The organism is Pseudoalteromonas sp. 5Ae-yellow (assembly GCF_014077565.1).
In the GTDB taxonomy this organism is placed as follows: domain Bacteria; phylum Pseudomonadota; class Gammaproteobacteria; order Enterobacterales; family Alteromonadaceae; genus Pseudoalteromonas.
Genome location: NZ_JACGWD010000077.1, coordinates 1 through 20263 on the forward strand (window position 1 = coordinate 1; position 20263 = coordinate 20263).

The following is a 20263-nucleotide window of genomic DNA, read 5'->3' on the forward strand; positions in this document are numbered from 1 at the left end:
CTTTGTGGATTGAAATTTGTTCAATCTAGGGGCGATTTAATCGCGGCGCGAGGTTTGTAACCTAGTGGGCTAAGTAAAAACCGAGCAACAAAGAGTTAATCGCCCCTAGAAAGAACCCAAAGGGCAGAGCATGTTTGGCATTTATGCTGCGTTATCGCCTAATTATGGGGAATAACCACACTACATAGGCTCTGCCTTGCCTAAAAACCAAACATACTACTGCAAATTCAACCACCAACGTTCAACACGCCCTAACTAAAACAATATAGCCAAACTTTTACTTGAGCCTGTTGGCTTGCTCTACTAAAATAGCGCCCTTCAAAATCACTAAGGTCGGCCGTGTTAGTTAACTACAATCCCCCTATGAGTCCGTATTTAACAATACTTTTTCAGGATGACGACTTACTGATAGTTAATAAACCAAGTGAGTTATTAACTGTCCCAGGTAAAGATCCTAAACATGCCGACAGCTTAATTAATCGTGTTAATCGTGTTTTTCCAACAGCAAGAATAGTGCACCGCTTAGATATGGCGACTTCTGGCATACTGTGCCTTGCCATGAATAAAGCAGCGCACAGACATTTAAGTATGCAGTTTCAAGAGCGCGAAACAGCTAAACGTTACATAGCACGTATATACGGACACCTTGAAGCTGAAACAGGGTCAGTAGATTTACCCCTTATTTGTGATTGGCCTAATCGCCCTAAACAAATGGTTGATCACGACAGAGGTAAACCTTCACTTACGCATTTTAAAATACTTGAGCGTGAAGAAAATGCAACCCGTGTAGAACTAACCCCCATCACTGGTCGCTCGCATCAGTTACGTGTGCATATGTTAAGCTTGGGTCACCCTATTTTAGGTGATAGACTTTACGCCCACAAAGAGGCACTTGCTGCCGCTCCTCGCTTACAATTACATGCTCAAATGCTGAAGTTAAAGCACCCTAAAACTGAGCAAGTACTTACTTTTGAAGCTGAGCCAGAATTTTAACCGGCGCAAATACTTCGTAAATTATTAAACTTTTAGATAACCTTGCCGATACCTAACTAATTGTCATTAGTTAGGTGCATTATGCTATTTTCACGGTTTTTAAAAGCAGCTTTTTATATACAGCTCAGCTGTGCGCTACTTTTAGCTAACCCTATCAGCGCGGCGGAACATATTGCCCCACCTAGTTTATCAAGCATTGAAAATAGCGACATTGAGCGACTACTTCCAAGTGATGAAATAAAACCAATATTAGCGGGTGAAACAGAATTTTTAAGTCTTTATAGCGAATATATGAGCGCTGATTTTAGAGGGGTAGTATTACTTATACCCGATTGGCACTCTTCACCTACCAATAACTCAGGCATGAGTTACTTGCGTAAAGAGCTTAATAATTTAGGTTACAGCACCTACGCAATGACAGTGCCCGACATTGATTGGCAAACTAGTAAAATGGCAAAAACAACGCCCAGCGAAACCGAAGCTGCGCCTAGTAAAGCCGAGGAACCTGCATCATCCGACACAACAGCAAACGCCCAATCGCAGCCTGCAAAAGTAAAAGAAGAACCTCATTACGTTAATGCAATTGAAAAAGTAACTGACGACATACTTGATAACTATAAAATAAATCTCATCTCTCGTTTTAATGCGCTGTATCAAACCGCTATGGAAGATTCGAGTAATATAGTGGTTATAGCACAAGGCACGAGTGCGGGTGTGTTGTTGGAGTACTATGCAGATTTTCCAGATGAGAGACTGGATGCGTTTATAAGTTTAAGCAGTTATCTACCTAATACCAAGCGTAACGAAAGCTTGAGCCAAACAGCATCACTTGTTGCACCCGCCTTGCTTGATATTTACTACGCAAATGACAGCACAGACATTTTAATGAGCCTTAAAAATCGTCAGCGATGGGTTAACCGAAATGCAAAATTTGATTACCGCCAACGCCAGTTGTTTGGCCTGCGCGATCAACCCGATCAACACGCACGCCTAACAAAAGAAATAGACGGTTTTTTACGCCGACTTTTTTAAATACTCATAAGCAGCTTGAATATCTTGGCTCTTTTTAACAGCCAGTTCCATCATGTGTTTTGGTAGGCCTTGCGACACTAACTTATCAGGGTGGTGTTGCGACATAAGTTTACGATACGCTACTTTTATATCACGCTGCGTTGCATCGCTATTTAAACCTAATAACGCCAATGCTTGCGCACGGTTCATGTTATTATTTGGCGGTACATGGTGCCCAGAACCTTCACGGTAACTACTACTTTGACCTTGGTTTTGTTGCTGCTGATTAAATTGCTGCTGTTGCTTTCTAAAGTTAAACTCTGCTTGGTAGCGCTTTAATACAAATGCAAAACGTGTTTTAGAAATACCTAACTGTTTACTTACTTCTGCTAATAGCTGCTTTTCTTGTTCGGCTAATACCCCATCAGAAAATGCCATTTGAATTTGTATTTCTAAAAACAACTGTATTAGATCGTTTCGTTTAGCAAAGCGTTCTTTAAAATCGTGTACTGTTTCTTTAAGTGAAAAGTCGCTCTCTTTACCTGACTGAAATGCATGTTGTGCTTCGCGGCGTTCTTCACCTTTTAAGCCCATTTCATCCATAAACAAGTTAGCCGCTTTTATATGTACTTCGCTAACACGACCATTCGACTTCGCAATATGCCCCATAACAGCAAAGCAGCTTGAAAAGAATAAAGCTTGGCGCTCATTTACGTCGTCACCACTAAATAAGCTAGAAAAACCACCTGCTTTATCAAAGTTATTTTTTAAGCTTTTATCAAATAAATGACCTAGGTATAAACCTAAAATGGCACCAAATATTTTGCCAAACATAAAGCCAAAACAAAAACCGAGAATTTTTCCCCACATCTATAATACTGCCTTCTTAAAAATTGAGTTGTTACGCCTCAAGGCGCTTGTTTAATTGGTTTAAACGCTCTGGTGTACCAATATCATCCCACTGCCCTATATAGAGCTCAGTAGAGACTAAATGTTCATTTAGCTTTTCACGTAAAATAGGCCCTAGGGGGCGAATACCTTGCGTTAATCCTTTAAAAAAATCAGCCTGATAGCGGCCAATCCCCGAAAATGTATATTTTTGACTATCAGGCGACAAATGGCTCAATGCAAAGTCGCCATTAGGATTATGTGGCGGGTTTTCTATAAGCACTATGTGCGCCTCACCGGGCTGTAAATAAAGTTGCATTAGCGCACTTACATCATAATCGGTGTATACATCACCATTGACTACAATGAACGAGTCACCCAACAACGGTAACGCTTCAATTATACCGCCAGCCGTTTCAAGGCCACCTTCAACTTCTTGGCTGTAAAGTATATTTACACCAAATTGGCTGCCATCTTTAAAGTAGTCTTTTATTTTATCACCTTGCCAGGCAAGGTTTATTACAATATCGGTAATGCCGGCAGCTTTAAGGTTATTTATATGGTGCTCAATAAGTGGTTTTTCTGCCACTTTTAACATTGGCTTTGGCATATTTTGCGTTAGCGGCATCATTCTTTGCCCGCGCCCTGCAGCTAAAATCATCGCTTTCATGAGCGCTCCTTTGCCAACTTTTCAGTCACTTTTGGCACTATGGTATTTTTTGTCCACTCACTCAATGCTTTAAGCTCTGGATAAATTGCTGCCACTTCAATAATGTAATCAAGCGTCGGTAAAATATTATCTAAATAACCTGTTTTACCATCGCGTAAATACAATCGACAAAATATACCCGCAGCCTTTAAGTGGCGCTGTAATCCGGTTAAATCAAACCAATATTTAAACTCATCGAATGAAGTGTTAGCCATTAAATTTTGAGCTGTAAACTCTTGATAAGCAAAATCAAGCAAACTTGTTAATTCTTGCTCTGGCAATTTAAAGTAGCAATCGCGCAGCAGCGATACTAAATCGTAGCAAAGCGGCCCGCGTACAGCATCTTGATAATCTATAATTGCCCACTGGCCGTTACTATTCATAATATTACGGCTATGGTAATCACGATGAACGGTAACCGTTGGTTGCTCAAGCATCGCCTTTATTAATAGCTCTGAACTTGTTTGCCACATTATTTTTTGTTCGGCACTGAGTGACTCATTAATAAAGTCGCTTACTAACCACTGGCTAAATATATCAAGCTCTAGCTTTATAAAATCTTCGTTATACGCTTGCATAGCAGAAGCTGTGGGCGTTTTTGCCCACTGAGCACTTAAACTAATTAATGCTTGGTAATGCTCGGTGCGATTTGCATCATCAAGCATGTCAGCTAAGTGCGTACTGCCTAAATCACTGAGGATAAAAAAGCCCTGTTTTTCATCGCTTGCAATAATAGTGGGAAGTAAAAAACCTTGCTCAACAAACACCTGGTTTAGCGAAATGTAAGGTTCGTTATTCACTTTTTTTGGATCTGAGTCCATCACTATTAAATGTTTATTATCGTGATTTAAACGATAATAACGGCGAAAGCTAGCATCCCCCGTGATCGCGTTTAAAGTATGCGACTTGGCATTAAGGTGTGTGTTTATAAATTGTTGTAAATTCTCAAAGCGTGTCATTTTATTAGATATCTATTTTTATAGGTCAATTACTGTAATTGCCATTATTTTCCTTTATTATGTGTATATTATATTAAACACAAAGTATTAAGGTCGATAAATGAGCAAAACCTGGGGCATATTGATGCTAAGCGTAGTTAGCGCACCATCGCTTGCCGAAACTGAACTGGCACACAACCTTTGTGGCATTTCAATGCAAACCAGAGCTTGGCAACCACTTGAAGGCCTTAACCTTGGTGAAGTTGATATTCAAGCTGATGATGTTGAGCTACTTGGCACTCAAAGCGCTGAATTTACCGGCAATGTTGATATTAACACCCTTAAGATGAGTTTGTCCGCACAAACTGCGTTGATAGACAAACAGCGTGGTTTATTAAATGCAACGGGGCCAATTACTTATCAAGACTACGTAAGTAAAGTAAACAGCACCGGATTAAATGCCGATTTAAATAATTCAGAAGTCAGTTTGTTAGGCGCCGACTACAGCCTAACCGAACAACAAGGTAAAGGCGGCGCTGAAAAGCTTACTGTTAATCAGTCTGGCCTATTACTCATGAATGCAAGCTTTACTACTTGCCCAAGTGACACCCCAGTGTGGGAAATTGAAGCTGACGAAATAAACCTTTCACGCGAAGAAGGCTGGGGCGAAACATATAACGCCGTATTACGCATTCTCGATACACCGGTTTTATATTTACCTTATTTTACATTTCCGCTGGATGAACGCCGTAAATCGGGTTTACTTACCCCGACTATTTCAAGCTCTGACAAATACGGCCTTGAAACAATTACGCCGTACTATTTAAATATTGCACCTAATTTTGATGCCACTATTACGCCTCGTTATATGTCTAACAAAGGGCTGCAATTACAAACCGAATTTAGATACCTAACAGAGCAACACGAAGGCTTAGTAGGGATTGAATATTTAGATAGTGATGATTCTGAGCCAGATTTGAATGAACGCTACATGTTTCATTGGCAACAACAAAGCTACCTAGGTGAAAACTGGCGTGCAAACGTTGATGTAACCAATGTAAGCGATGATAACTACATCACCGACTTAACTTCAAACTACGCAAGTAAAACCGATACTCAGTTATATCGTACTGGCTCACTGACTCATTTGGGTGAAACATGGCGCACCGATATAAAAGTACAAAACTTTGAAGTACTCGGCGATCACTTAGAATCATACACTGCAATACCGCAAGTTAATTTTACGCAAACTGCTCCATGGCGTTTTGATAATTTTGACTTTAGTGTGTCAGGTGAAATTAGCCATTTTACTAATGATTCATCAGAAGTGGCCATAGACAGCGCAACTCGTGTACACGTAGAGCCTAAAGCACGCTATAACTATGCCACTCATGCATGGTCTTTTTTGTCTGAAGTGAGCTTATTACAAACTAATTATAAGCAAAGCGGAAACTTAACCGGCACGCAATACAGCGATACTGTATCGCGTACTATCCCAAAAGTACGTTTGTACTCTCAGCTTAATTTTGAGCGTGACGCATCTTACTTTTTTGAAGATGGTATACAAACACTAGAGCCGCAAATTCAGTATTTATATACACCTAATAAAGATCAGTCAGGCATTGGCTTGTTTGATACAACCAAACTGCAAGATGATTATTATGGTTTATTTAGAGACGTGCGCTTTTCGGGTGTTGACCGTATAGCAGCTGCTAATCAGTTTACTTTAGGTGCTACAACGCGCTTATTTGATAAAAAACAAGAAGAAGTGTTTAACTTTAGTGCGGGCCAAATATTTTATTTAAGTGACGATGCCAAGCCAACAGAACAAGGCTTAAACTCAGACACTAATTATAATGCACTATTTGCAGCTCAAACCATGTTACATTGGCACCGCCGTTGGTACCTCGCTGGGGGTATTCAATATGATACAGATGGCAAGCAAATGGTACAGTCAAATGTAACGCTTGATTATAAAGGTGATAATAATCAGCTAGTACAATTGAACCATCGCTATGCAAATGATGTCTCAGGAAATACAATCGAGCAAGCAGGTGTATTTACAAGTATTCCTATTAGCGACGAATGGCAATTTATTGCGAGCTATCATCGAGATCTTGAAAACAACAGAAGTATCGAAGTATTGAGCGGATTACAGTATGAATCATGCTGTTGGGCTATCCAAATTACTGGCCATCGCCAAATTGAAACTGATTTAAATCAGTCAATAGGACAAGAACAAGCAACTTTTGATTCAGGTATTAGTTTGAATTTTGTATTAAAAGGACTTGGCAGTAAAAGCCGTTATGATGCACAAAAATTATTACAACAAGGTATTTTTGGCTATCGTAGACCGTATTTTCTTAGTAACTAGAGTACTATCAGCAAGAGTAGTAAAAAGAATATGAATTTAAAAAAATTATTAACATCAGCAGTTTTAAGTGCCAGCCTTTGTCAAAGTGTAATGGCTGCACCAGTAGAAATAGATAAAGTTATTGGCGTTGTAAACCAAGGCGTAATTTTAAAAAGCGAAGTAGACACCATAATTGATCGTGTTAAAAAGCAAGCACAAGAACAAGGCCAGCAATTACCAAAAGATGAAACACTTCGTGTACAAGCTGTAGAGCGTTTAGTTAATCAAGCGCTTATGATGCAAATGGCTGAGCGTATGGGGTTACAAATCTCAGACAGCCAACTCGATCAAACTCTCGCTAACATGGCAAAAGAGCAAGGCGGAACAATCGCCGACTTACGCCGCACTATTGAAGGTTCGGGCGAAAGCTTTCAAGCTTACCGTGAAGAAATTCGTAAAGAAATCACAACGCAGCAAGTAACACGTGCAAGCGTTGATCGTCGTATTTATATTAGCGAACAAGAAGTTGATAACCTTTTAAAAATTATGGAAACCCAAGGTCAAAGTGCTGAAGAGTACGACATTGGTCATATTTTAATAGATATCCCTAACGATGCGACAGCTGACGAAATTGCTGATGCAAAAACACGTGCCGATAAAGTTATTGAGCTATTAAACGATGGCCAAGAATTTAAGCGTATTGCTATTTCATCATCAAGCGGCTCTAAAGCACTTGAAGGTGGACAACTTGGTTACATGGGCATTAACGAAATGCCATCGCTTTTTGCTGAAGCAGTAAAAGGCCAAAAGAAAGGCGCTATTGTTGGCCCACTTCGCTCTGGTGCTGGTTTTCATATCATTAAAGTACAAGACGTTCGTGGTCTACAAGTTGTAGAAACAACTGAAGTACGTTCACGCCATATACTTATTAAACCTTCAATTATTTTAAGTGAAGAAAAAGCACGCTCAATGCTTGCAGGCTTTGCAAAAGACTTACGCGCAGGAACAGCCGACTTTGGTGAACTTGCTAAAGAGTACTCAGAAGATCCAGGCTCTGCACTTAAAGGCGGCGAGTACGATTGGACAGATCCAACTACCTACGTACCTGCGTTTAAAGATACATTACTTTCTCTTAAAGAAAATGAAATAAGCGAACCATTTAGAACACAGTTTGGTTGGCATATTGTGCAGTTACTTGGCAAACGTGTAGCTGATAAAACTGAACTAGCTAAACGTAACCGTGCTCATGGCATGTTGTTTAACCGTAAATTTAAGGAAGAAAGTTTTAACTGGCAGCAAGAAATGCGCGAGCAAGCTCACGTTGAAATTTTCCCTATAGACCAATAAATATGACTCTAAGAATTGCTATTACACCGGGTGAACCAGCCGGTATTGGCCCAGATTTGCTACTCACGCTTGCTCAGCAAGCGTGGGACGCTCAACTTATAGCGATTGCTGATGGCAAACTATTAAAAGAGCGTGCAAAGCATTTAGGCTTAACAATAAATTTAATTGAATTTGATGATAATGCCCCCGCCATAGCAGCACCTGCGGGCAGTTTGTATATTCATCAGGTTGATTTAGGTGCGGATGTAGAGCTTGGCGTACTAAACGACGGTAACGGCCAATACGTGTTAGATACCTTGCGTATAGCAAGCGAAAAAAACATGGATGGCACGTTCGATGCGGTTGTTACGGGCCCTGTTCACAAAGGCATTATTAACAAAGCGGGCATTTCATTTAGCGGACACACTGAGTATTTTGCGCAGCAATCAAATACTGCAGATGTAGTTATGATGCTTGCAACTGAAGGTTTACGCGTTGCACTTGTAACCACGCATATTCCACTTGCGTATGTATCGCGTGCCATTACTCCTGAGCGCTTAACTAAAGTAGCGGGTATTTTAAATCACGACCTACAAACTAAGTTTGGGATAGAAAAACCACGTATTTTAGTGTGTGGCTTAAACCCACATGCAGGTGAAGATGGCCATTTAGGCCGTGAAGAAATAGAAACAATCACCCCAACGCTCGAAATACTTAGAAGTGAAGGGATGAATTTAATTGGCCCACTACCGGCCGATACCTTATTTCAACATAAATACCTATCTGAAGCAGATGCAGTACTTGCTATGTATCACGATCAGGGATTACCTGTGCTAAAATACAAAGGATTTGGTAAATCGGTAAATATTACCCTTGGCTTACCATTTATCCGCACCTCAGTTGACCACGGTACTGCTCTCGATTTAGCAGGGACTGGTACAGCTGACGTTGGCAGTTTTGAATTAGCGATCCGCGAAGCAATTAAGCTCGCCCAAGAAAAAGCACAAAATCAATGACCGATAAAGTACATTTAGGACACCGCGCTCGTAAGCGTTTTGGGCAAAACTTTTTATTTGATGAATCTATCATCGATAAAATAGTCTCTGCGATTGATCCTAAACCAGAAGACAACTTAGTAGAAATTGGCCCCGGCCTTGGCGCAATTACTGAGCCAGTAGCCGACTTAAGCGGCCATTTAACGGTTGTTGAATTAGATAAAGATTTAGCACAACGATTAATTGAACATCCATTTTTGGGTCCTAAATTAACCGTTAACCAAGGCGATGCAATGACGTTTGACTTTGCAAGCTTGGTTCGCGATGACAAAAAATTAAAAGTGTTTGGTAACTTACCTTACAATATTTCGACACCGTTATTGTTTCACCTTTTTGAATTTTCAGATCATATTGAGCACATGCACTTTATGCTTCAAAAAGAAGTAGTAAAACGCATGGTAGCAGGCCCAGGTAGTAAAACATTTGGCCGCTTAAGCGTAATGACTCAATACTACTGTAATGCAATGCCGGTTGTTGAAGTACCACCTGAGTGCTTTAAACCAGCGCCAAAAGTTGACTCTGCTGTTATTCGTTTAATACCTAAAAAGCCAGAGCAACGTACAGCAAAAAGCGTTAAAATTTTAAACACCGTGTGTTTAGAAGCATTTAACCAGCGCCGTAAAACGCTACGTAATAGTTTAGGTAACTTACTTACCGCAGAAGAACTAACTAGCATTGGCATTGATATAACGCTGCGTGCTGAGCGCTTATCTTTACAACAATTTATTGATATAGCTAACTGGATTTATGACAACAAGCAGTAACATTGGATCGCCTGTAAAGGTATCTGTAGAAACATTTTACGTAGAAGGCCAATCTCAACCTGAGCTTGAAAAATATGTATTTGCTTACTCGGTAACAATTAAAAACCATAGTTTATGCAGTGCAAAATTACTGAGCCGCTATTGGTTAATTACCGACGCAAATGGCAAACAAGTAGAAGTTGAAGGCGAAGGCGTTGTTGGCGAAATGCCAGATATTGGCCCAGGCGAAAGCTATAAATACACCAGCGGTGCAATTTTAGATACACCTGTAGGCACTATGCAAGGCCATTACACGTTACGCAACGAGTTTGGCTCTGAGTTTCAGGCGCCTATTAATGTGTTTCGTTTGGCTTGCCCTAACATTTTGCATTAAGCACTTAGATGGCAGATTATGCGATAGGTGATTTACAAGGGTGTTTTAGTGAATTTAACACCCTTTTACAACGGGTTGATTTTAACCCAAGTAAAGATCACCTATATTTAGTTGGCGACATAGTTGCTCGCGGGCCAGACTCCCTAGCCTGCTTAGACTATATTTACCAACATCAAAATAGCATGACCATCACTTTAGGCAATCACGACCTTCACATGGTTGCCTGCTACTTTCTTAACAAACCCACTAATCCAAACGATAAATTACACTCAATATTTGAAAACCCTAAATTGGCTAACTACATCGCTTTTTTACAAACCCAGCCATTGGCATTAGAGCTTATAAAACATAACTGCTTTATATCTCACGCGGGGTTAAATCCCGATTGGTCTGTTGAAGATGCGCTAAAACAAGCCCAATTTGCACAAAGCTGTTATCAATCAAGTAACGCAAAAGCGTTTTTTGAACACATGTATCAGCCTCACCCCGCTAAGTGGTCGAATACCCTTGATGACTTTGCAAAGTTTAGATACATAGTTAATTACTTTACCCGCATGCGTTTTTTAACAAGTGATAACACACTCGAGCTTAATGCAAAGGGTGCAATAACCGACAGCGAAACTCTCACTCCTTGGTTTAACCACCCCAATATAGCTAAATCTAAACACGATATTATTTTTGGCCACTGGGCCGCACTTGAAGGTAGAACAGGTAATTCACGGGTTCACGCCCTAGATACAGGCTGCGTATGGGGTAACACCATGAGCCTAATGGAGCTGAGTACTAAAAAAGTAATTGTAGAAAATTCCCACCTTTCGTCTAAATAAACTGAAAAAAAACAATACATCTGTTAGATTTATCAATTAATAGTTAAAATTAATTAAAGTAATTGATTTTAATTACTTAACTTATTGGTACAAACGCCGATAAGTCTTAATTGAAGTACTTTTTGAGTGGAAATCTTATGAACCTGACAGTAAGCCAGCGTATTTGGGGTGGTTTTATATTTATCACACTATTATTATTAATAATTGGTGGTAATTCCTTAATAAAAATTGCAAATATTGACCGTTCCACTCAAAAAGTGAACCAACTATCACTCCCAGCATTAAATAAAAGCTCTGAGCTACAAGCCGAATTTATTTTAATGAGTAAAGCCGCACAAGCGAGCTTTTACACTACATCAGCCAATGAGCTTGCACCAATAAAAGCACAGGTCTTTGAGCAAAAACAGCAATTCAACACGCTGCACCGTGAGCTTCAAGACGTAGTAAAAAACGATGCTGCACTTAATCAAAGCAGCCAAAACGTAGAAAAAACCTATTTAAGCTTTTTAAGCACCGTTGAAAATTTATTAGCAGATAAAGGCAAACAACTAGCATTAAATAAAGCATTAAAAGCACAATTAGAAAACATAGAACTAAGTGCAGAAGATGCTAACTCTGTTGTACTCGACATTATCGACATTGACGGATTTGAACAAAACCACCCTCGCGCTTATCAAGCTGCAAATAATTTAGAAAACAACTTTATGTCGGTAGTTAGTAACAGCACCGACATGCTAACTGTTAAAACGCTTAACACTCTCGATATTGTTAAGAACGAGCAAACGTATTACCTTGAAGAAGTAGTACGCACCGTTGATTTAATTAAGCCAGCAATAGAGCAAACGCATAGCGACTTATATTCAAGCCTAAAAGAATATGTTGATACCCTAGACAGTAATATAAAAGGTAGTAATGGTTTAGCTGCAAACAAAAAGCGTTTAATTGATTCGATTACGCTTACGCAATCAGAGCTTGCCCAGTCAGAACAAGCAACCCAAATGGCACTCAACCAAATTGATGAGCTTGTTAAACAAGCAAGTGACGTTGCGTTCAAATTACAGCAAGGTGTACGTAGCGACGTAGATTCAGCTAATTTGTGGACCTGGGTTGGTATGATTATAGCCACTCTATTAGCTATCGCGATTGCTATTATTACCGTTAGCCGTATTACCAAGCCTCTTGCTGAAGTTAACCGTATTTTAGATATTGTTGCCAGTGGCGACATGACACAACGATTAGACGACAGCGCTAAAGACGAATTTGGCGAACTATCTAAAAGCTGTAACACGCTAATTGACAGCCTACGCAGCCTAATTAAAGGTATTATTTCGCGCTCTACTCAGCTTGCAGCAGCATCAGAGCAAACATCAGCCATTACCTCAGAATCAAGCCAAGCAATTCGTAACCAGCAAGCACAAGTTGAACAAGCCGCAACGGCAACAACCGAAATGAGCAGTACATCGCAAACAGTTAGTAACAGCGCTCAACAGGCACTTAGCGAAATTAAAAATGCTGATAAAGAAGCTGAACGCGTTAAAGGTATTTCGAATAACAATAAAGCAACGATTGAACAACTAGCGCGTGAAGTAGACGACGCCTCACAAGTTATTAATAAACTGCATCAAGATAGCGCATCAATTGGCAGCATATTAGATGTAATACGCGGAATAGCGGATCAAACTAACCTACTTGCACTAAATGCCGCAATTGAAGCTGCGCGAGCTGGTGAATACGGCCGAGGCTTTGCTGTTGTAGCTGACGAAGTGCGCTCTCTAGCGAGTAAAACTCAAGAGTCCACCCAAGAGATACAATCAATGATTGAGTCGCTACAAACAGGCGCTGAAGCTGCAGTAACGGCAATGAGCAAAGGTAAGCAACGTGCGGTATCGTGTGTTGAACAAACCGACCTAGCAAGTAGCGCACTTGATTCGATTACATTTGCAGTTTCGCAAGCACACGACGTAAGCGAAGAAATTTCGACTGCCGCACTTGAGCAACAACAAGTAGCACAAGAAATTAGCGAACGCCTTGAGTCGATTGTAGCCATCGCAGAGCAAACAGCCGAAGGCGCAAACCAAACTAATATCTCAAGTTCAGAAGTAGCAAAACTTGCCGAAGAACTTCGCTTGTCGGTAGACGAATTTAAAGTTTAGGTTTATTAAAACGATTAAAAAACCCCGATGATACGGTGTATCATCGGGGTTTTATTTATAGTTAAAAGCTAAACCAGCAACAAAAATAACTACTTTGATAGTCAAACCAATCAGAATAGGTCTTTGAACTATTTAACCTTATCATTCTCTAGTTAAATATTTTTAGTAAATTCAAAGTAGTTAGCACTAAAAATAGCTGCTTAAGATAGGTTTATTATCCAGAGCTCACGTTACTTATATATCAATTGCTATAATTTAGGCGCTTTAGTAAAAGTAATACCATTTACATCTTTACTCGAAAGGTGTGGCCCCACATTTAATGGCCAATCTATCTTTAAATCCGCATCATCCCAACTAATACTTACTTCTGCATTTGGGTTATAGTAATCAGTGCATTTATAAACAAATTCAGCTTCTTCACTGGTTACGTAAAAACCATGTGCAAATCCTTCAGGCACCCAAAGCTGGCGCTTGTTTTGAGCTGATAAATACACACCAACCCATTGTCCAAGCGTTGGAGAATTTTTTCGTATATCTACTGCAACATCGAAAACTTCACCCGACACTACGCGTACAAGTTTACCTTGTGTGTTTTGTGTTTGAAAATGCAAACCACGTAAAATACCTTGCTTTGATTTTGAATGATTGTCTTGTACAAACTGTGTTGGCTTTTTAGCAACCAGTTCTTCAAACTTTTGCTGGTTCCATGTTTCCATAAAAAAACCACGTTCATCGCCAAATACAGCTGGCTCAATGATTTTTACATCCGGAATTTTTGTATCAATTACATTCATCTTACTTACCTATTTATTGGTATTGCTTGATATTTTTTAGTGCTGCTTGCCAATCACTTGGCTGTACTGCAAATATATTAGCTATTTTGCGTGTATCTAACATTGAATTAAACGGACGCTTCGCAGGGGTTGGGTATTCTTGTGTTGTTATAGCATTTACTTTTACAGGTATTTTAATTAAACCTTGTGCCAATGCTGTATCAAATATTGCAGCCGCAAACTGCTGCCAACTCACCTGAGGAAATCCTGAATAATGATAAACACCAAACTCAGTATTACCATTATGAACAGCCTGAGCAATAGTAATAAGCGTTTTAGCTATATCGCCAGCATAAGTAGGCCCACCAAACTGATCGCTAACAACACTTAACGTCTCACGTGTTTTCGCTAAACGGAGCATTGTTTTTACAAAGTTATTACCATGCTCGCTAAAGACCCATGCTGTTCTTAAAATAATATGTGAAGGGCATTCTGCCGCCACAGCGTTTTCACCCAAAAGCTTAGTTTTACCATATATACTTTGTGGATTAACTGGCTCAGCTTCGTTATATAACCCCTGCTTATCACCAGAAAAAACATAATCAGTAGAAATATGTAATAAACACGCATTTATATTATTTGCAGCTACAGCTAAGTTAAAAGGTCCAGTATAATTTATAGCACACGCTTGCTTTTCTTCAGTTTCAGCTTTATCTACCGCTGTATATGCCGCAGCGTTAATAACTATATTTGGCTTGAAATCTTTAACAACGTAGTTAACTTGCTTTGCATCAGTTATATCTAGTTCGGCTCTATTAAGCGCTAAAAAAGTAACTTCAGGTAAGTTATTTAATAGAGTTACTAAGCTGGTCCCTACTTGGCCATCTTTACCGGTAATAAGAACTTTCATCACTAAGCCTCGGTTACTAAACGAACTAAGTATTGCCCGTATTCGTTTTTCATCATTGGCTTTGCAATTTCAAGAAGCTGCTCAGAGCTTAACCAGCTATTTCGCCAAGCAATTTCTTCTAAGCATGCTACTTTTAAACCTTGTACATTTTCGATAGTTTGCACGAATGATGATGCCTCATGAAGGCTTTCGTGTGTGCCCGTATCTAACCAAGCAAAGCCACGACCAAGTAACTCAACATTCAACGTGCCATCAGTTAGATACATTTCGTTGAGGGTCGTAATTTCAAGCTCACCACGATTCGATGGTTTTACTTGCTTAGCAAGCTCAACAACACGGTTATCGTAAAAATAAAGTCCAGTTACTGCATAATTCGATTTTGGCTTGAGTGGTTTTTCTTCTATTGATATTGCCTTCATGTTTTCGTCGAATTCAACAACACCAAAGCGTTCTGGATCTTTTACTTGGTAACCAAAAATAGTGGCGCCAGTCTCTCTTTCAGCCGCATTTTTTAATGTTTTACTAAATGATTGTCCGTAGTAAATATTATCGCCTAGTACTAAGCAAACATTGTCGTTGCCAATAAACTCTTCACCAATAATAAACGCCTGAGCTAAGCCATCAGGCGAAGGCTGTACGGCATACGTTAAATTAATACCGTAATCTGAGCCATCACCTAACAAACGTTTAAAGCTCTCGTTATCTTCAGGAGTGGTAATAATTAAAACATCACGAATACCAGCAAGCATTAATGTTGATAACGGATAATAAACCATCGGTTTGTCATAAACGGGTAATAACTGTTTTGATACACCACGAGTGAGTGGGTAAAGACGAGAGCCTGAACCACCAGCTAAAATAATTCCTTTCATGTTTTTATTCCTTTAATTATGAGTTTATTTCACCAAGGCGTTCGCGCTGGTAAGAGCCATCTTGCACGTTTTTACACCATTTTTGATTGGTTAAATACCACTCAATAGTTTTACGCAAACCTGTTTCAAACGTTTCTATTGGAGTCCAATTAAGCTCAGCACTCATTTTAGTTGAGTCAATTGCGTAGCGTCTATCGTGGCCTGGGCGATCGGTTACATAAGTAATTTGTTCTGCATATTTTGTGTTTTTAGGTACTAAGGTATCTAAAATACTACAAATAGTTTGCACTACTTCTATGTTTTGCTTTTCGTTGTGGCCGCCAATATTATAAGTTTCACCAACCACACCTTTAGTCACAACTTTATATAATGCTCGAGCATGGTCTTCAACAAATAGCCAATCACGAATTTGGTCGCCTTTACCGTATATAGGTAATGCTTTGCCCTCTAAAGCATTTAGTATGACAAGTGGTATTAGTTTTTCAGGAAAATGAAACGGCCCATAATTGTTTGAGCAATTTGTGACAAGTGTAGGAAAGCCATACGTACGAAGCCAAGCACGTACTAAATGATCACTCGATGCTTTACTCGCTGAATACGGGCTACTAGGGGCGTATGATGTTTGCTCTGTAAATAAAGGAAGCTCGCCCTCTTGTTCATCAGGATGAGGTAAATCTCCGTACACTTCGTCAGTTGAAATATGATGGAATCTAAATGCTTTTTTAGCATCATCGGCCAAGGCATTCCAGTACTCTCGAGCAGCCTCTAACAGATTATAAGTACCAACAATATTTGTTTGAATAAAATCGCTTGGGCCAGTAATCGATCTATCAACATGGCTTTCTGCAGCTAAATGCATTACAGCATCCGGTTTATGCATTAAAAACACACGATCGAGCTCTGTTCGATTACAAATATCAACATGTTCAAATGCGTAACGATCGCTATGCTCCACTGATTTAAGAGACTCCAAGTTACCTGCATAAGTTAGTTTATCAAGATTAATGACTGAGTCTTCTGTATTATCAATAATATAACGAATTACCGCTGAGCCTATAAAACCTGCACCACCTGTTACGAGTATTTTCACGTCAATCCTTTGTGTTAATTTTTTATCGTTATTATATAAAACTTTTTAATATTTAGTTATGTGTATAAAGCTAATTCTAACTAATGACTAAGCAGTTAAATTATCATTTATAAAATGACTTATACCACTTTACCAATTCGCTTACGCCTTGCTTAACACCAACTTGCGCTTTATAGCCTGTTGCATTGAATAAATCTGTAGTGTCGGCAAAGGTTTTATACACGTCGCCCGCTTGCATTTCACGGAAGTTCTTTTTAGCTTCAGTCCCTAACTCGGTCTCAATGGCTTCAATAAATTTCATTAAATTTATTGGGCTACCGTGACCAATGTTATAAACGGCATACGGAGCAGAACTAGAAGCAGGTGTACCAGTTTCAACTCTCCAATCTGGGTTTGCAACAGGTATAACATCGGCTGCACGTACCACGCCTTCAACTATGTCGTCTATGTAAGTAAAGTCACGCCACATATCGCCGTTGTTGTTTATATCAATCGTGTCGCCGGCAAGTATTTTTTTAGTAAAAATATACGGTGCCATATCTGGGCGACCCCATGGGCCATAAACGGTAAAAAAGCGCAGCCCTGTTGTAGGTAAGCTATATAAATGAGAATAGCTATGCGCCATTAGCTCATTCGCTTTTTTAGTTGCAGCATAAAACGACACTGGGTGGTCAACACTATCAGTTGTTTCAAATGGTGTTTTTTCGTTTAAGCCATAAACAGAGCTAGATGAAGCATAAACCAAGTGTTTAACTTTATTATTACGACACCCTTCAAGCACATTTAAATGCCCTACTAAATTAGAGTCAGCATAAGCATCAGGGTTTTCTATTGAGTATCTAACACCTGCTTGCGCTGCTAAATGTATTACTTTATCAAACTGCTGTGCTTTAAATAACTCGCTCATTGCTGGGCGTTCACTTATATCAAGCTTAATAAATGTAAACGCTTCATGGCTTTCGAATTGCGCTAAACGAGCTAGTTTTAAATTTACATCGTAATAATCGTTAAGATTATCAATACCGACTACTACATGGCCGGCCGCTAACAATTTTTGGCATGTTGCAGCGCCAATAAAACCAGCCGCACCTGTTACTAAATATTTCATAATTTCCTAATCTTTAAACTGATAAAGTTGAAAGTTGAAAGTTGAAAGTTGATGACTAAAAACCTAATCCCAAGTTTCAATAGTTTTCATTAAGGCAGATATCATTTTTGATAACTGCCTAGACTCTTCTATCCAGATTTCTGCTGTTTTTGTATCAACCTCACCAATTTTTAAGGCAATATATATTTGTGAGCGAAGCTCACCACAGCTACCTTTAGAGTAAGAGAGAAAACGGCAGTAATCTTTAGCTGTCTTTCTCTCATAACGTTATTCGATGAATCCCTTCATCTAACCTCTACGAGGCCGCACAAGTGCGTTCAAAATTTGCTCCTGCTATTTTGTCAGCAATATTTGATGAAATTGATAATGCAGAGCGTGTAATTTGATCTTTTAACCAAATTACTTACTTGCCTTAAAATAAATAAAAACTTCACAAGCTAAATCGGCAGAGCGTTGCCACACATTTAAGTCCTCAAACTGCACAACGCCCCCCTAATATAAATCTGCTTTAGTTTTTAACTTATACTTTAGTCTTTAACCTTTATTCTTTAAACTTTGTTTATTAATCGCTACCAAACAAATCACGCGTATAAACTTTATCTGCAATATCGCTTAGCTCTTCAACCATACGGTTAGATACAACAACGTCAGATATTTGCTTAAACTCATTTAAGTCTTTAATTACACGTGAGTGATAAAACTCATTTTCTTCAAGTACAGGCTCGTAAACTACAACCTCAATACCTTTCGCTTTAATGCGTTTCATAATACCTTGGATGGCAGAGGCTCTAAAGTTATCAGACCCTGTTTTCATCACTAAACGATATACACCAACCACTTTAGGGCTGCGTTTAATTATTGAGTCTGCAATAAAGTCTTTACGTGTGGTATTAGCATCAACAATAGCACCAATAATATTGTTTGGTACATTTGCATAGTTTGCACGTAGCTGCTTAGTGTCTTTTGGTAAGCAATAGCCACCGTAGCCAAACGATGGATTATTGTAATGGCTACCTATGCGAGGGTCTAAGCTAACACCTTGTATAATTTGTTTACTATTTAAACCGTGAGATTCTGCATAGCTATCAAGCTCATTAAAATAAGCGACGCGCATCGCTAAATAAGTATTTGAGAAAAGCTTAATCGCTTCAGCTTCTGTTGAGTCGGTAAACAGTACTTCAATATCTTGTTTTGTAGCGCCTTGCTTAAGTAAGTTAGCAAACACAGTTGCGCGCTCACTTTGCTCACCAACAACTATACGTGATGGGTATAGGTTATCGTGTAGTGCTTTACCTTCACGTAAAAATTCTGGCGAAAATATTAAGTTATTAATGCCACGTTTTTCTTTTATACCTTGCGTAAAACCAACAGGTACCGTTGATTTAATGACCATAACTGCATTTGGATTATGCGCTATCGCATCTTTAATTACAGCCTCTACTGAACTTGTATTAAAGTAATTGTTTTCTACATCGTAATCAGTGGGTGTAGCTATAATGACAAAATCAGCATTTTTATAGGCTGCTACTTTGTCGGTAGTTGCTGTAAAATTTAAGTTGCTTCGTGTTAAAAAATCGCTAATTTCGGTATCAACTATTGGTGATTTTTTATCATTCAATAGCGCTATTTTTTGTTCGTCTATATCTAAGGCAACCACTTCATTGTGTTGTGCTAGCAACATAGCGTTAGAAAGGCCTACATAGCCCGTACCAACTACAGCAATTTTCATATTAATCCTTTAAGATTAGTTAACAATTAATAAAATGATTCTACCAGAGTTATAAATTAGGCTCTAGCTAAAAGACTTTAGCTAGAATGTAATATCGAATGTATTACTAAATATTTTTTGCAAAATAATATAAGTAAGAGAAGGATGAACATATTGAAATATACACCAATCAATAGCCTCTAATTTACTGCGCTCATGTAATTTAATTTTATAAAAAGCGAGATATAAAGCCTCACCTACAACTTATATACACCAATTACTAACCACTAGGGGCTGTTGATCTTTGTAGTACATATATCAATCAGCCCACATTGGTAGCCACATCATAGTAAATGCTAAAGCGAGCATTGAATGATAATTTCGTTCAAGCTTTTCATACCGCGTGGCTATC

Annotated in this window: 18 protein-coding genes and 2 pseudogenes; 9 read left to right on the plus strand and 11 right to left on the minus strand. The window is 39.1% G+C overall.

Annotated features, from left to right (window positions below):
- The first annotated feature begins 339 nt into the window (after positions 1 to 339).
- Together rluA and H4J63_RS16885 are read left to right on the plus strand one after the other, a co-directional pair.
- Entirely contained in the window at positions 340 to 993 is a 654-nt protein-coding gene (rluA, locus tag H4J63_RS16880; RefSeq protein WP_182197649.1) for a bifunctional tRNA pseudouridine(32) synthase/23S rRNA pseudouridine(746) synthase RluA, read from the plus strand.
- An 81-nt stretch (positions 994 to 1074) separates the two neighbouring features.
- Positions 1075 to 2025, plus strand: a complete 951-nt coding sequence (locus H4J63_RS16885; RefSeq protein ID WP_182197651.1) for a DUF3530 family protein — start codon at positions 1075 to 1077, stop codon at positions 2023 to 2025.
- Here H4J63_RS16885 and djlA read toward each other — a convergent pair.
- From djlA to H4J63_RS16900, 3 genes are read right to left on the minus strand one after another with little or no spacing between them, the layout of a single operon-like run.
- On the minus strand, positions 2008 to 2874 hold the full coding sequence (djlA, locus tag H4J63_RS16890) for a co-chaperone DjlA (RefSeq protein WP_024600316.1): 867 nt from the start codon (positions 2872 to 2874) through the stop codon (positions 2008 to 2010). The genes H4J63_RS16885 and djlA overlap by 18 nt on opposite strands.
- Before the next feature lie 31 nt (positions 2875 to 2905).
- Entirely contained in the window at positions 2906 to 3562 is a 657-nt protein-coding gene (murU, locus tag H4J63_RS16895) for an N-acetylmuramate alpha-1-phosphate uridylyltransferase MurU (protein WP_182197653.1), read from the minus strand.
- On the minus strand, positions 3559 to 4560 hold the full coding sequence (locus H4J63_RS16900) for an aminoglycoside phosphotransferase family protein (protein WP_182197655.1): 1002 nt from the start codon (positions 4558 to 4560) through the stop codon (positions 3559 to 3561). Before H4J63_RS16900 ends, murU begins: the two co-directional genes overlap by 4 nt.
- Before the next feature lie 100 nt (positions 4561 to 4660).
- Here H4J63_RS16900 and lptD point away from each other — a divergent pair, with 100 nt between their 5' ends.
- The 7 genes from lptD to H4J63_RS16935 all read left to right on the plus strand — a co-directional run bounded on the left by lptD (position 4661) and on the right by H4J63_RS16935 (position 13390).
- Positions 4661 to 6913, plus strand: a complete 2253-nt coding sequence (gene lptD, locus H4J63_RS16905) for an LPS assembly protein LptD (protein WP_182197657.1) — start codon at positions 4661 to 4663, stop codon at positions 6911 to 6913.
- A 30-nt stretch (positions 6914 to 6943) separates the two neighbouring features.
- Positions 6944 to 8239 (plus strand): peptidylprolyl isomerase SurA, encoded by a 1296-nt coding sequence (gene surA, locus H4J63_RS16910; RefSeq protein ID WP_002960833.1) that lies wholly within the window; start codon positions 6944 to 6946, stop codon positions 8237 to 8239.
- Between the two features lie 2 nt (positions 8240 to 8241).
- Positions 8242 to 9234 (plus strand): 4-hydroxythreonine-4-phosphate dehydrogenase PdxA, encoded by a 993-nt coding sequence (gene pdxA, locus H4J63_RS16915; RefSeq protein ID WP_024589800.1) that lies wholly within the window; start codon positions 8242 to 8244, stop codon positions 9232 to 9234.
- On the plus strand, positions 9231 to 10037 hold the full coding sequence (rsmA, locus tag H4J63_RS16920; RefSeq protein ID WP_002960838.1) for a 16S rRNA (adenine(1518)-N(6)/adenine(1519)-N(6))-dimethyltransferase RsmA: 807 nt from the start codon (positions 9231 to 9233) through the stop codon (positions 10035 to 10037). The genes pdxA and rsmA overlap by 4 nt, the downstream gene beginning before the upstream one ends.
- Complete coding sequence (gene apaG, locus H4J63_RS16925; protein ID WP_002960839.1) at positions 10021 to 10410, plus strand: Co2+/Mg2+ efflux protein ApaG; 390 nt, start codon at positions 10021 to 10023, stop codon at positions 10408 to 10410. The genes rsmA and apaG overlap by 17 nt, the downstream gene beginning before the upstream one ends.
- 8 nt (positions 10411 to 10418) lie before the next feature.
- Positions 10419 to 11237 carry a symmetrical bis(5'-nucleosyl)-tetraphosphatase gene (locus tag H4J63_RS16930; protein WP_182197659.1) on the plus strand — a complete coding sequence of 273 codons (819 nt, stop codon included), beginning with the start codon at positions 10419 to 10421 and terminating at the stop codon, positions 11235 to 11237.
- A gap of 137 nt (positions 11238 to 11374) precedes the next feature.
- Positions 11375 to 13390, plus strand: a complete 2016-nt coding sequence (locus H4J63_RS16935) for a methyl-accepting chemotaxis protein (RefSeq protein ID WP_182197661.1) — start codon at positions 11375 to 11377, stop codon at positions 13388 to 13390.
- A gap of 248 nt (positions 13391 to 13638) precedes the next feature.
- On the opposite strand, the gene rfbC is transcribed toward H4J63_RS16935, so the two are convergent.
- The 8 genes and pseudogenes from rfbC to H4J63_RS16975 form a co-directional block, all read right to left on the minus strand.
- Positions 13639 to 14184, minus strand: a complete 546-nt coding sequence (rfbC, locus tag H4J63_RS16940; protein ID WP_182197662.1) for a dTDP-4-dehydrorhamnose 3,5-epimerase — start codon at positions 14182 to 14184, stop codon at positions 13639 to 13641.
- A gap of 13 nt (positions 14185 to 14197) precedes the next feature.
- The gene (gene rfbD, locus H4J63_RS16945) at positions 14198 to 15073 is read right to left on the minus strand and encodes a dTDP-4-dehydrorhamnose reductase (RefSeq protein ID WP_182197663.1); all 876 of its coding nucleotides are present in this window, start codon (positions 15071 to 15073) and stop codon (positions 14198 to 14200) included.
- 2 nt (positions 15074 to 15075) lie between these two features.
- Positions 15076 to 15945, minus strand: a complete 870-nt coding sequence (gene rfbA, locus H4J63_RS16950; protein ID WP_182197664.1) for a glucose-1-phosphate thymidylyltransferase RfbA — start codon at positions 15943 to 15945, stop codon at positions 15076 to 15078.
- A 16-nt stretch (positions 15946 to 15961) separates the two neighbouring features.
- Positions 15962 to 17035 carry a dTDP-glucose 4,6-dehydratase gene (rfbB, locus tag H4J63_RS16955; protein WP_182197665.1) on the minus strand — a complete coding sequence of 358 codons (1074 nt, stop codon included), beginning with the start codon at positions 17033 to 17035 and terminating at the stop codon, positions 15962 to 15964.
- Between the two features lie 103 nt (positions 17036 to 17138).
- Positions 17139 to 18143: an NAD-dependent epimerase gene (locus tag H4J63_RS16960; protein WP_182197666.1), complete on the minus strand. Its 1005-nt coding sequence runs from the start codon at positions 18141 to 18143 to the stop codon at positions 17139 to 17141.
- 63 nt (positions 18144 to 18206) lie between these two features.
- Positions 18207 to 18395 (minus strand): annotated as a pseudogene (locus H4J63_RS20385) (four helix bundle protein); the annotation flags it as partial.
- 310 nt (positions 18396 to 18705) lie between these two features.
- On the minus strand, positions 18706 to 19872 hold the full coding sequence (locus H4J63_RS16970; RefSeq protein WP_182197667.1) for a nucleotide sugar dehydrogenase: 1167 nt from the start codon (positions 19870 to 19872) through the stop codon (positions 18706 to 18708).
- A gap of 297 nt (positions 19873 to 20169) precedes the next feature.
- A pseudogene (locus H4J63_RS16975) lies at positions 20170 to 20263 on the minus strand (IS5/IS1182 family transposase); the annotation flags it as partial.